This window comes from Streptomyces sp. NPDC001315 (genome assembly GCF_042896175.1).
GTDB lineage: Bacteria > Actinomycetota > Actinomycetes > Streptomycetales > Streptomycetaceae > Streptomyces.
On record NZ_JBIAWZ010000006.1, the window covers coordinates 391,252 to 404,022 of the forward strand.

General features: G+C 70.8%; 12 protein-coding genes and 1 pseudogene. 11 read left to right on the forward strand and 2 right to left on the reverse strand.

The window, feature by feature from the left end; all coding sequences use genetic code 11:
* Positions 1 to 29 precede the first annotated feature (29 nt).
* Positions 30 to 614 carry a hypothetical protein gene (locus tag ACFY16_RS20610; protein ID WP_390648572.1) on the reverse strand — a complete coding sequence of 195 codons (585 nt, stop codon included), beginning with the start codon at positions 612 to 614 and terminating at the stop codon, positions 30 to 32.
* Between the two features lie 294 nt (positions 615 to 908).
* On the opposite strand from ACFY16_RS20610, the gene ACFY16_RS20615 reads away from it, so the two are divergent.
* The 9 genes and pseudogenes from ACFY16_RS20615 to ACFY16_RS20655 all read left to right on the forward strand — a co-directional run bounded on the left by ACFY16_RS20615 (position 909) and on the right by ACFY16_RS20655 (position 9,588).
* Entirely contained in the window at positions 909 to 1,994 is a 1,086-nt protein-coding gene (locus ACFY16_RS20615) for a WD40/YVTN/BNR-like repeat-containing protein (protein ID WP_390648573.1), read from the forward strand.
* Positions 1,995 to 2,176: 182 nt separating this feature from the next.
* The gene (locus ACFY16_RS20620; protein WP_390648574.1) at positions 2,177 to 3,247 is read left to right on the forward strand and encodes an MFS transporter; all 1,071 of its coding nucleotides are present in this window, start codon (positions 2,177 to 2,179) and stop codon (positions 3,245 to 3,247) included.
* Positions 3,244 to 5,583: a molybdopterin oxidoreductase family protein gene (locus tag ACFY16_RS20625; protein WP_390648575.1), complete on the forward strand. Its 2,340-nt coding sequence runs from the start codon at positions 3,244 to 3,246 to the stop codon at positions 5,581 to 5,583. Before ACFY16_RS20620 ends, ACFY16_RS20625 begins: the two co-directional genes overlap by 4 nt.
* Positions 5,584 to 5,592: 9 nt before the next feature.
* A complete protein-coding gene (locus ACFY16_RS20630) occupies positions 5,593 to 6,219 on the forward strand; it encodes a 4Fe-4S dicluster domain-containing protein (protein WP_390648576.1) in 627 nt (208 codons plus the stop codon).
* Entirely contained in the window at positions 6,216 to 6,908 is a 693-nt protein-coding gene (locus ACFY16_RS20635) for a ubiquinol-cytochrome c reductase iron-sulfur subunit (protein WP_390648577.1), read from the forward strand. The genes ACFY16_RS20630 and ACFY16_RS20635 overlap by 4 nt, the downstream gene beginning before the upstream one ends.
* Positions 6,905 to 7,258, forward strand: a complete 354-nt coding sequence (locus tag ACFY16_RS20640) for a hypothetical protein (protein ID WP_351141297.1) — start codon at positions 6,905 to 6,907, stop codon at positions 7,256 to 7,258. The genes ACFY16_RS20635 and ACFY16_RS20640 overlap by 4 nt, the downstream gene beginning before the upstream one ends.
* Positions 7,259 to 7,319: 61 nt before the next feature.
* Positions 7,320 to 8,570 (forward strand): nitrate/nitrite transporter, encoded by a 1,251-nt coding sequence (locus tag ACFY16_RS20645; protein WP_390648578.1) that lies wholly within the window; start codon positions 7,320 to 7,322, stop codon positions 8,568 to 8,570.
* Positions 8,571 to 8,659: 89 nt separating this feature from the next.
* A pseudogene (locus ACFY16_RS20650) lies at positions 8,660 to 8,846 on the forward strand (phosphotyrosine protein phosphatase); the annotation flags it as partial.
* A gap of 178 nt (positions 8,847 to 9,024) precedes the next feature.
* A complete protein-coding gene (locus tag ACFY16_RS20655; RefSeq protein WP_390648579.1) occupies positions 9,025 to 9,588 on the forward strand; it encodes a pyridoxamine 5'-phosphate oxidase family protein in 564 nt (187 codons plus the stop codon).
* Between the two features lie 115 nt (positions 9,589 to 9,703).
* Here ACFY16_RS20655 and ACFY16_RS20660 read toward each other — a convergent pair whose 3' ends face one another.
* Positions 9,704 to 10,381, reverse strand: coding sequence for a uracil-DNA glycosylase (locus ACFY16_RS20660; protein ID WP_390648580.1), 678 nt, complete (start codon positions 10,379 to 10,381; stop codon positions 9,704 to 9,706).
* A gap of 261 nt (positions 10,382 to 10,642) precedes the next feature.
* Between ACFY16_RS20660 and ACFY16_RS20665 the strand changes: the two genes are divergently transcribed.
* Both ACFY16_RS20665 and ACFY16_RS20670 read left to right on the forward strand, forming a co-directional pair.
* A complete protein-coding gene (locus ACFY16_RS20665) occupies positions 10,643 to 11,677 on the forward strand; it encodes an N-acetylglucosamine kinase (RefSeq protein WP_390648581.1) in 1,035 nt (344 codons plus the stop codon).
* A 95-nt stretch (positions 11,678 to 11,772) separates the two neighbouring features.
* Entirely contained in the window at positions 11,773 to 12,696 is a 924-nt protein-coding gene (locus ACFY16_RS20670) for a sirohydrochlorin chelatase (RefSeq protein ID WP_390648582.1), read from the forward strand.
* Positions 12,697 to 12,771: the final 75 nt, after the last annotated feature.

Below are 12,771 nucleotides of genomic sequence, written 5' to 3' on the forward strand. Positions count from 1 at the left end.
CGGGGCCGTGGCCACACGCGTCCGGGGGGTCAGCGCGTCTTGCGTCCCCAGAGCGGGTCGAACCGTGCCCAGTCGGTGTCCCACTGGTCCATGCGCCCGCGTTCCAGGCGGGCGCGCAGGGCGCGGCCGGCGATGAAGGGGACGGCCGCGGTACTCACGCCGGCCAGGCCGCCGACCAGGGAGGACCGCAGTTGGGCCTCGGCGGGGGTGGCGGGCCGGGTCACCAGGCGGCCCTGGCGGTCCGTCCAGACCACGACCGGTGTGCCGACGGCGCTGCCGGGCCGGACTCGGACCAGCCCGGAGTGCGCGGTGCCGTCGACCGCGGTCCAGCTCGCCTTCCCCCACACCTGGTCTCCACTGGCGGTGCCGCTGTGCGCGGTGGCTGTTCCGGGCGCCTTGTCGGTGAGGCGTGCCACCGCGGGACGCCACTCCTCGCGCTCCCGGGCCAGTCCGTCCTCGACGGACCGGGTCGCCGTCAGACCGGCGAGCACCCCGGCGAGGACGGTGAGCACCCAGGCACCGAGCACGACCCAGGCCTCCACCGCGTCGGTGCGGCGTCTGAGCGGATTGCGCCGCCAGCGCCACAGCCACACCTTCGGACCACGGAACGCCATCGAAGGCTTCCTCCTCGTCGACGCACGAACATCCCCGACCGACCTCCCATACGGGAGATCCGGCCGCGATGCTCAGGGCGAGTCATCCGGCTCGACGCTCCCACGGGACCCTCCACCCGCGCAGGCGTCTGTCCGAAAGTGCCCGGAAGGTGTCCGCGAAACGCCGCAGACTGGCGGCGTCCGACCGCGGCCACGCCCTGTGACCTGCGTAAATACTGCCTCCAGGGGTGGCTGTCAGTGGCGAGGTGCAGACTGGCCGATGTCTGAGACGACGATGTCGCGGAGGTGTTCGGCATGACCGAGGTACTGCTCGCCGTGGGCACACGCAAAGGCCTGTTCATCGGGCGTCAGCGCGGTGGCGCGTGGGAGTTCGACGAAAGCCCCTACTTCAACGCTCAGGCGGTGTATTCGGTGGCCGTCGACACCAGGGGCGACACCCCACGGCTGCTGGCCGGCGGCGACAGCTCGCACTGGGGCCCGTCCGTGTTCCACTCCGATGACCTGGGGCGGACGTGGACCGAACCGACGCGGCCGGCGGTCAAGTTCCCGAAGGACACGGGGGCTTCCCTGGAGCGGGTGTGGCAGTTGCATCCGGCGGCGGCCGAGCCGGACGTGGTGTACGCGGGCACGGAACCGGCCGCGCTGTACCGCTCCGAGGACCGCGGGGAGAGTTTCGACCTCGTCCGTCCCCTCTGGGAACATCCCACGCGCTCGCAGTGGGTGCCGGGCGGTGGCGGTGAGGGCCTGCACACCGTGCTCACCGACAAGCGGGACCCCCGGGCCGTGACGGTGGCCGTCTCCACGGCGGGGGTGTTCCGCACGACCGACGGCGGTGCGACCTGGGCACCTTCCAACTCCGGTGTCTCCGCCGTGTTCCTGCCGGATCCGAACCCCGAGTTCGGCCAGTGCGTGCACAAGATCGCCCAGGACGCGGCGACCCCGGACCGCCTGTACCTCCAGAACCACTGGGGTGTGTACCGAAGCGACGACGCGGGCGCCCACTGGACCGACATCGGCGAGGGCCTGCCGTCCACATTCGGGTTCGCCGCGGCCGCGCATCCCCACCGGGGCGACACGGCGTACATCTTCCCGATCAACGCCGACGCGGACCGGGTGCCCGCCGACCGGCGATGCCGGGTCTTCCGCACGGCGGACGCGGGCAAGACCTGGGAGCCGCTGTCGGCGGGGCTGCCCCAGGAGGACCACTACGGCACGGTGTTGCGTGACGCGCTCTGCACGGACGACGCGGACACCGCGGGCGTGTACTTCGGCAACCGCAACGGCGAGGTGTACGCGTCCGCCGACGACGGCGACAGCTGGCGACAGCTGGCGTCCCACCTGCCGGACGTGCTGTGCGTCCGGGCGGCCGTCATCGCCTGATGAAGCAGATGCGTCACCTGACGAAGAGGAGTCGCCGCTCGACGAAGTGAGGGAGTGGGTCGCCGCGCACCGGGGTCCCGAATCTCATTCGGACCAAGGGCCGATCGCAGGAAGTTCGCGACGGCGAATTGTTCGTTATATTCCATTTTGTGAACAATGAAGCCGATGCGGAGCCCCTACCGATGCCGGCACCCGCCGACGGCGAGCCGGATGTCGGCGCTGCGGCCCGCAGGGTTCGCAACAGAGCCGTACTGATCGCCACGGCACTCTCACTGCTGCTTGTCGTGGCCATCGTGCTCGGCAGCCGGGGGCTCAGGGACTTCGACTCGGCTCTGATCCCGTACGCCGTGGCCACGGTGTTCCTGGCCTGGGGTGTGGCCTACCGCTACGTCGTCTGGATCTCGGCCCCGGCCGCCGAGCGACTGTTCCGTCGGGGACTGGGGACCGCCTTCTCCTGGCAGAACTTCCGCCGCACCCCCACCGCCCTGCTCCGCATGGCCGCGACCTACCTGGGCTTCCAGCGCTTCCTGGGCGCCCGGTCGCACGCCCGGTGGGTCGCCCATCAGGCCATTTTCTGGGGCTGCCTGCTGGCCGTGGTCATCACGTTCCCGCTGACCTGGGGCTGGTTCACCTTCACGGCCGACAGCGCCACCGGCCCCGGCTACGTGATGCGGATCTGGGGCTTCAAGGTCCTCGGCTTCTCCTCCAGCAGCCCCTTCGGCTGGGCCATGTTCCACGGGCTCGACCTGGCGGCGGTCCTGGTCATCGGCGGGGTGGGCTACTTCCTCTGGCGACGCACCCGGGACCGGGCCACGACCACCGGCCAGCGCTTCGGCTACGACTTCCTTCCTCTGCTGGCCCTGCTGACCATCTCCGTCACCGGGCTGCTGCTCACCTTCTCCGAGATCAGCCTGCACGGCGCCGGCTACGAGTTCCTCGCCGTGGCCCACATGATCTCCGTGGTGTTCACCCTGGTCTACCTGCCCTTCGGCAAGTTCTTCCACATCGTGCAGCGTCCCGCGGCCGTCGGTATGCAGTTGTTCAAGTACAGCAGCCGGGCCGAGGGCGAGGAGCTGTTCGCCTGCCGCCGCTGCGGCGAACCGATCGACACCGCGCCGTACGTCGAGAACCTGCGCGCCACCATGCGCGACCTGAAGCTCGACTTCGACCAGTGGGCCGAGTACTGCCCGCGCTGCAAGCGCGTCCTGCGCGGCGGCGCCTACCTCCAGAATGTGAAGCGGGGCTTCCGGTGAGCCATCCCCAGCGCCACAGCGAATCCGACCGTCCCGGCCCTGTCCCGGTCTCCCTCGAACCGTCCGTGGCCCCGCCGGGCTCCCGCAACTTCCGCGACGCCGGCGGCATCCCGGCCGACCAGTGGCAGGCCAACCAGACCAAGCAGACCCTGGTGCCCACCCACTGCTGCTTCTGCGGCGTGCAGTGCGGGATGTATCTGCGGGTCAACGAACAAGGCAAGGTCTTCGGTGTCGAGCCGCGCAACCACGACATCAACCGCAGCAGGCTGTGTCCCAAGGGCCTCAACGCCTACCAGCAGGTCAACCACCCCGATCGGCTGACCGCACCGCTGCTGCGCCGCAGCCGGGACGAACCCTTCCGGGTGGTCGGCTGGGAGGAGGCGCTGGACCACACCGCTGCCGAGGTCCGCCGGATCCAGGCGGCCCACGGGCGGGACGCCTTCGGTCTGCTCGGCGGTGCCAGCCTGTTCACCGAGAAGACCTACCTGGTCGGCAAGTTCGCCCGGGTGGCGCTGAAGACCCGTCACGTCGACTACAACGGGCGGTTGTGCATGGTCAGCGCCGCCGGGGCCAACAAGCTCGCCTTCGGCATCGACCGCGCCGCCAACCCCTTCGCCGACATCCTGCAGACCGACTGCCTGCTGATCGCCGGCGCCAACGTCGGCGAGTGCTTCCCGGTGCTGACCCAGTACCTGTGGGGCGCCAGGGACCGAGGCGCCTCGCTGATCGTGGTCGACCCCCGGGAGACGGCCATCGCCCGCACCGCCGACGTACATGTCGCGCTGCGTTCCGGCACCGACTCCGCGTTCTTCAACGCCGTGCTGCACGTGGTGATCCGCGAAGGACTCGCCGACGAGGCGTTCCTGGCCGAGCACACCACCGGCTGGAGAGAGGTCAAGCAGGCCGTCGCCGCCTATCCGCCCGAGCGCGCGGCGGAGATCTGCGGCGTCCCCGCCTCCCAGGTCGAGCAGGTCGCCCGGATGTTCGCCGGCGCCGACAAGGCCATGGCCTGGCACGCCCGCGGCATCGAGCACCACACCCAGGGCGTCGAGAACTGCCTGACCGTCATCAACCTGTGCACCGCCACCGGCAACCTGGGCAAGCCGGGTGCCGGCTACGGTACCCTCACCGGCCAGGGCAACGGCCAGGGCGGCCGCGAGCACGGCCAGAAGTCCGACCTGCTGCCCGGCGGACGCTCCATCAGCGACCCCGAGGCCCGCCGGTTCATCTCCGACTTCTGGGGCATCGACGAGGCCGAACTGCCCCAGGCCGGGACCTCCATGATGGAGATGGTCGCGCAGATGCAGCGCCAGGAGATCCGCGGACTGATCGGCATCTGCAACAACCCCTTCGTCTCCCTGCCCAACTACGCGGTCGTCAAGGACGGCTACGACACCCTGGAGTTCCACGCCCAGTTCGACTTCTTCCTCTCCGAGACCGCCGCCAACGCCCATGTCGTCTTCCCGGTCACCACCTGGGCCGAGGACGAGGGCGTGATGGCCAACGCCGAGGCCAGGGTGATCAAGCACAACAAGGCCCAGGAGCCGCCGCCCGGAGTGCGCACCGACACCTGGGTGATGTGCGAACTCGCCAAGCGGCTCGGCGCGGGCGACAAGTTCGACTTCCCCGGCGGCTCACGCCAGGTCTTCGACGAGCTGCGTGCCGCCTCGGCCGGGTCGGTCAACGACTACTACGGCATCACGTACGAGCGCCTGGAGCAGACCGGCGGCATCGTCTGGCCCTGCCCCGGCGTGGACCACCCCGGCACGCCCAGGCTCTTCGAGGACGGCCTGACCTACCACGCCGACCGCAAGATCCATATGCAGACTGTGGAATGGCACCCGCCGGCCGACCCCTTCGACGAGCAGTACCCGCTGCGGCTGACCACCGGGCGTACCGTGGCGCACTTCCTCTCCGGAAACCAGACCCGACGTCTGGGCGCGCTCGTCGAGCAGACCCCGCGGCCCTGGGTCGAGGTCCATCCCGCCCACGGCTACCGCAACGGCGATCCGGTCAGGGTCACCACCCGGCGCGGCACCGAGGTGCTGCCCGCCCTGGTCACCGAGGCGATCCGTCCTGACCATGTCTTCATCCCCTACCACTGGCCGTTCCCGACCTCGGCGAACACGCTCACCATCGAGGCGCTGGACCCGCGATCCAAGATCCCCGAGTACAAGGTCTGCGCCTGCCGTATCGACCCGGCTCCGGCGGTCGACGAGGTCCCCGCGCCACCGATGCCCCCCGGCCGCCAGGCCTATCCGGAGGCGCAGGCCTCGCGCAACGATCCGCTGCCGCCCAGCTCCCCGCAGGGGCGCGGCACCGGCGAAGGGTGGTGACGGAACGCCATGATGGGGCGAACGCTGTTCATCGACCCCGGACGCTGTATCGGCTGCCAGGCCTGTGTGTCCGGCTGCCGCGAGTGCGATTCGCACCGCGGCAGATCCATGATCCATCTCGACTACCCGGACGAGGGCAGCTCGGTGGCCTCGCTGCCCACGGTCTGCATGCACTGCGAGGACCCCGTCGCCCCCTGCGCCGAGGTCTGCCCCGCCGAGGCCATCCTGATCACCGCCGACGGCGTGGTCCAGCAGGCCGATCCGACCCGCTGCATCGGGTGCAGCAACTGCGTCAACGCCTGCCCCTTCGGCGTGCCGAAGATCGACCTCGAAGCCAAGCTGCAGATGAAGTGCAACCTCTGCTACGACCGCACCTCGATCGGGCTCGCACCGATGTGCGCGACGGTCTGCCCGACCGGGGCCCTGTTCTACGGAACCGTGGAGGAACTGCAAGCCGAACGCCCGGGCGTGGACGTCTCCAGTTGGTTCGAGTTCGGCGATGTCCAGATCACCACGGGGGTGGCCATGGTCGTGCCGGCCGACAAGCGCAGCAAGCCGGTGCCTGGAGGAATGCCGGTGCTGCCGTTGGTGGCGGTCAACGGCCGCGATGTCAGCGACGACGGAGGACGGCCGTGAACGACCCTTCGGACCCGATGGACCGACCCGAACCCCGTCCGGACCGACCCGGGCCGGAGCGCCCCGAGCCGGAGCGTCCGGGGGCCGCGTCCAGGATCCCCGAATCGCAGGAGGCGCTGCGCGACCGCCTCAGCGCCGACTCGCTCACCTCCCGCCGCGACTACCTGCGGGTGATGACGACCGTCTCCGGCGGCCTGGTCGTCGGCAGCATCGCGGTCTCGGCCGGCGTACTGCCCCGGCACGGCGACGCGGAGGCGGCCACGCTCCCCGAACTGCGCGTTGCGAGCCGGCTCGCCCGGGGCCAGGCAGTCACCTTCAACTACCCCGGCGAGCACGACCAGGCCATGGCGGTGAAACTCGCCGACGGCAGCCTGGTCGGCTACTCCACCGTCTGCACCCATCTGGCCTGCGGGGTGCTGTGGCGCGCGGAGCGCGGCGAGGAGGGCGAGCTGTACTGCCCCTGCCACGAGGGTTCCTTCGACGTCCGCACCGGCGCCGTCACCGGCGGACCGCCCCCGCGCGGCCTGCCCAAGGTGCTCATGGCCGAGCGTGCCGACGGGAGTGTCTGGGCGGTCGGCACCGCCTACTCCGACGAGTCCGTACGCGACGCCGCCTGCCGGCAGCTCAGCTCCGTACGCCCCGGCGTGGCCGGGGCGCTCTGCGACCGCAACCCGGGTAGCACACCATGACCTTCCCCCCTGAGTACCGCCCCGGCAGTGCCGAACCGCGGCTGAACAGGCCCGTCCCGGAGCGCTATGCGCAGATCCGTTCCACCAGCGGCTACGCCGATCCTCGTGTGGTCCACAGCGGCCCGGGGCCCGGGGCGGGCACCGAGCAGGAGCCCGAGCGGTCGGCCGTCCTCACGGCTCGCCTGCTGATCGTCCTCAGTGTGGTCGCCGGACAGCTCTGGGCGCTGGGTGTCGGCGTCGACTCCTGGATGCAGGGTCACACCGGCGCCGCCTGGTGGTGCACCGGATTCGAGGCGCTGTCCTTCCTGATCGCCCTCGGAGCCTGGTCCTTCGGCCGGCGCGACCGCTGACCCACGCCCTGCCCGCTATTCCAGCCCACCGTCCCGCTGACCATCCGCCGGGAGAGGCACCATGACGGACCGCAGCACCACACTCCCCACGCGGGACGCAGGCCCGGGGGCCACCGGCCCGGGGGCCCCGGCCTGGATCAACCTCGCCCTCGCCACCGTGGGCATCGCCGTCAACTTCTGGGCCTGGGGCCTGATCAGCCCACTGGGCCCGACCTACAAGCAGCACCTCGACCTCAGCTCCTTCCAGCAGTCCCTCCTGGTCGCTGTCCCGGTGGTGGTCGGAGCGCTGGGCAGGATCCCGGTCGGCGCGCTGACCGACAAGTACGGCGCCCGGGTGATGGTCCCCACCATCAGCTTCCTCACGATCCTGCCGGTGCTCGCACTGAGCGTGGTGCACAGCTACTGGCTGCTGGTGGTGGTCGGTTTCTTCCTCGGCATCGGCGGCACCTTCTTCGCCGCGGGAGTCCCCTGGGTGAACGCCTGGTTCCCGCCCGAGCACCGCGGCATGGCCATCGGCATCTTCGGCATCGGCACGGGCGGCACCGCCATCGCGGCCTTCTTCACCGCGCGATTCCTGCGCTGGTACGACAACACCAACACCATGTTCTACCTGGTCGCGGCGGTCCTGGCGGTCTACGGCGTGATCACTGTGCTGGTGGCCAGGGACGCGCCAGGACGTCAGATCCCCGAGCAGCTCTTCGGCAGGCGGTTCCTCGAGGCACTCAAGCACCCGGCAACCCTTCCGCTGTCGCTGCTCTACGCCGTGGCCTTCGGCGCCTTCGTCGCCATGGGCGTCTACCTGCCGACCTACCTCAAGGAGGACTACCACCTGACCCAGGACGGCGCCTCCACCAGGGCAGCCGGCTTCACCGTGGTCGCGGTCCTCTTCCGCCCCCTCGGCGGAACCCTCTCGGACCGGATCGGCGCGGCCAAGGTCCTCATCTTCTCGTTCGGCACGCTGGGCGTCATGGCGGTGTGGCAGGCCTTCCATCCTGCCCTCAACCCCTGGTCGACCATCGCCTTCCTGGTCATGGCAGCGTGCGTGGGTCTCGGCTGCGGCGCGGTGTTCCAGCTCGTCGCCGTCGTCACCCCGAAGGCCAAGGTCGGCACGGTCACCGGCCTGGTCGGCGCCGCCGGCGGCCTCGGCGGCTACTTCCCGCCCCTGGTCATGGGCTCCGTCTACGGCGGCACCGGCTCCTACGCCATCGGACTGATGCTTCTCTCCGACTGCGCCTTCGCCGCCCTGGTCTACTGCGTCGCCAGGCTCCTGGGCCGCGACCGCAGGGACAGCGCCAACGCCTTCGGCGGCTGACCGCGGCTCGGCAGCCTGCCGACGGTCACCCCGCCTGGCACGGAGAGCGCGGAGCAGACACGGCGGGCAGTGTTTGTTGTCGTCCCACGTCCCCCTTGGTGATCGCCATGGGCTGTGGGGACACCTGCCCGGTCTTCCCCGGCAAGCGATACCTCGACCGGCACCTCGACGACCCGGCCGGCCAGGGCGTCGACGCCGTCCGTCCGATCCGGAACGCGATCGAGCAGCGCGTGCGCGGCCTGCTCGATCGAACTCGGCATCCCGGCCACGCCCTGACAGAGCCGTACCGGGCGGCCGGGACTCGGTTCTCTTCTCATCCGGAAGCGGCGTCGATAAAGTCGGATGCCGACTCAGCGGGGGTGACGGGAGAGGTGAACGAATGAGCCGATATGCACGCCTGGCATTCACCGAAAGCGTCCGACGCGTTCAACATGAACGGGGCAGCGCTCAGGCAATGAAACAGCTGCTCGCCGGAAACACCGAGGAGCGGGATGCCCTGGGCGCCGACGAAGCGGCCTTCATCACGGCTCGTGACGGCTTCTACCTGGCCAGCGTGACCGAGGACGGCTGGCCCTACGTGCAGTTCCGTGGCGGCCCGCCCGGTTTCGTGCACGTTCTGGACCCCGGAACCCTCGCCTACACCGAAGTCCGGGGAAACCGCCAGTACATCACGACGGGAAACCTCCAACGCGACGACCGGGTGTCGCTCTTCTTCATGGACTACCCGCACCGCACCCGGCTGAAAATCTTCGGCCGTGCCGAAACAAGGAGTCTCTCGGATTTTCCGGAATTGAGCGAAAAGCTGGCCGACATTCGCACCGATGGACTACCGGAACATCTGCTGGTGGTACGCGTCGAGGGGCTGGCATGGAATTGCCCCCAGCACATCACTCCGCGTTTCTCGGAGGCTGAACTCGCCGAGGTGCTCCTGCCGGTGCGTGAGCGGATCGAGGAGCTGATGGAAGAGAACCAGGCGCTGCGGGCGCAGCTCCGGGCACGGGGCGACGCGCACCTCTAGCTGCAGTGGCCAGGGGCACTCGGGGCGGCCGGTCGGCGCCCCGAGTGCTGCCGGGGTCTGCGGCGGGGCATCACTCCGCGGCGACGCGAGCTCGGAACACCGCATCGGCCGAGGCCTACGGCAGGTGCCAGGCCACCGGCTGGGCACCCTGCTGCACGAGCAGGTCATTGGCCCTGCTGAACGGACGGGAGCCGAAGAAACCACGGTCCGCCGACATCGGCGAGGGATGCGCGGACTCGATCGCCGGAAGATCACCGAGCAACGGCCGCAGATTACGAGCGTCACGCCCCCAGAGGACCGACACCAGCGGCTTACCGCGCGCGGCCAACGCCCGGATGGCCTGCTCCGTGACCTCCTCCCACCCCTTGCCCCGGTGCGCCGCCGGCTTGCGCGGGGCGGTCGTCAACGCCCGGTTGAGCAACAGCACGCCCTGCTCCGTCCACGGCGTCAGATCCCCGTTCGACGGCCTGGGCAGCCCCAGGTCGGTGTGCATCTCCCGGAAGATGTTCTCCAGGCTGCCCGGCAAGGAACGCACCTCGGGCGAGACCGCGAAGCTCAACCCGATGGCCATCCCCGGCGTGGGGTAGGGATCTTGCCCGACGATCAGGACGCGAACGTCGTCGAAGGGCTGCTGGAAGGCCCGCAGGACATTCTGCCCAGCCGGAAGGTAGGTCCGGCCGGCCGCTATCTCGGCTCGGAGGAAGTCCCCCATGCCGGCGATGCGTTCGGCCACAGGTTCGAGAGCCTTCGCCCAGCCTGCTTCAACAAGTTCATGCAAGGGTCGTCGTGCCACGGCACGTCACTCTACTGGTACACACCATCCCCGGGCGCAGACGGAGAAGCTCCCCCGCGCATGGACGCCGCTCCCGGCGCTAGTCTTCCTCCTCGTCGAGGTCTTCGAGACGGTCGGGCGGATCGTACGGCCGGACACAGGGCAGGAGGGAAGCTTGTTGCGTCCAGCGGTCAGGCCATTCCGTCGCAGTCATCACACCCTGTCAGCCTCTCGCCCCGGACACCGGGATGCCGGCCGGCGGCCCGTGGACCGGCGCCTGCCGTGACGAACGCGGATGCCCCGTCCGGGCTGCTCGCCGTGGACTCGGGAGGTTCCGGGCTGCGCGTGGCCGTCGGGACCGTGCAGCGGGGTGCTCTGGCCCAGCGGGCGTCCGCGGAGCCGGTACGCACCGGCGCGCGAGGCATCGACCCGGGGCATCTGATGGAGCAACTGGCGCCCATGGTGCGGGCGCTGACTGCCGAGACCGGCGTCACGGGGCTGGACACGGCCGTCGTCGGGGCGGCCGGGCTGAGCACGCTGGGCGATGCGCTGCGGACCGAACTACCGGGTGCGTTGGCGCGGGAGTTCGGGGTGCGCAAGGTCGCCCTGGCCGCCGACGCGGTCACCGCGTACGCCGGCGCCCTCGGGCCGCGGCCGGGTGCTGTGATCGCGGCCGGGACGGGGCTGATCGCGGTCGGCACGGATCTCACCGGCTGGCGGCGCGCGGACGGTTGGGGGCACCTGCTGGGCGACTGCGGCGGCGGCGCGTGGATCGGGCGGGCCGGCCTGGAGGCCGCGCTGCGCGCGCACGACGGCCGGCCGGGCGGGTCGGCAGGGCTGCTGGCCCGTGCCGAGGAGGAGTTCGGGCCGCTGCCGGGACTGCCCGGCAAGCTCTATCCGCGCGCCGACCGGGCCGCCGTCCTCGCGTCCTTCGCACCCCGGGTGGCCGCCTGCGCGCACGACGGCGACCCTGTCGCGCGGGACATCCTGAGCGCGGCCGCCCGGCACATGGCCGAGTCCGCGGCCGCCGTGTGCCCGACCACGGGCGAGCCTCGAGTCGCTCTCACCGGCGGCCTGTTCAAGATGGGCGCCCCCCTCCTCGTACCCCTGGAGAACGAACTGGCGCAAAAGCTGCCGCACGCACAGCGGGTGCCGGCCGACGGCGATCCGCTGCACGGCTCGGTCCGCATAGCCGCTGACCTGGCAACAGACGCACTCACCCTGCCTGGTGACGGGACAATGCTGTACGTGGTCACCAAAAGGGGGATTACTCTCGTCGAGGACAAGCCGCCCGGAAAACACGCTGATCACTTCTGATGCGTACGTAACTCATCAGACAAAAGCGGACGGAAACCGCTCACCTGCACCCTCCCCGAACAGGGGAGCCCAATAAGCCAGTAACATGCGGCGCCATGAGCTCCCCCACTGGGCCCGCGTCCGGCCTGCCTGTACGAATGCCGCGCCCCCGCCAGCCCGGGCGGCACCGCCGACCCGAGCCCTTGGCGGCGCCCGAGGGCGCGCCCGCGCTTGTCCTGGCGGTGCCTGGCACGCCTGGCACCGCCACGCGCGGCCTCGCCGAGGAGGTCGTGAGCATCGCCCGCTCCGAGCTCCCCGGCCTCGACGCCCGGATCGGATACCTCGACGGGGACGACGCGGAGTTCCCGACCCTGCAGTCCGTGCTCGCGCGTGCCGCCGACGAGCGCACCGCGCGCTACGAGCAGGCCCTTGCCGCCGGCCTGGAGGTCAAGGAGCCCGACGGCCCGGTGGCCGTGGTCGTGCCGCTGCTGGCCGGTCCGGACAGCGCCCTGCTGCGCCAGGTCCGCCAGGCCGTGATGGAGAGCCGGATCGCGGCCGAGCTGACCGATGTCCTCGGCCCGCACCCGCTGCTCGCGGAGGCGCTGCACGTACGCCTGTCCGAGGCGGGTCTGGCCCGCGCGGACCGTGCGCGTCTGTTCACCGTGGCCACCGCCGCGGACGGCATCATCCTGGCCTCGGTCGGCGGCGAGGAGGCGGTGCAGGCGGCCGGGATCACCGGCATGCTGCTCGCCGCACGCCTGGCCGTGCCCGTGATGGCGGCGGCCCTGGACCAGGAGGGTTCGATCGCGTCCGTCGCCGAGCAGCTGCGCTCCTCGGGCTCGCAGCAGCTGGCGCTGGCGCCGTACCTGATCGGCCCGGAGATCGACGCGGCCCTGATCGAGAACGCGGCCGAGGAAGCGGGCTGCTCCGCCGCCGAGGCGCTCGGCCCCTACCCGGCCATCGGCAAGCTGGCCCTGGCCAAGTACACGACGGCCCTGGGCATCGCCCCGCAGCAGCCGCAGGGCACACCGGTCCACTGAGACGGACGCAGGACGCCGTACAACGCCGAGAGGGCCCGCTCCACACGCCGGAGCAGGCCCTCTCGGCGTATCCGG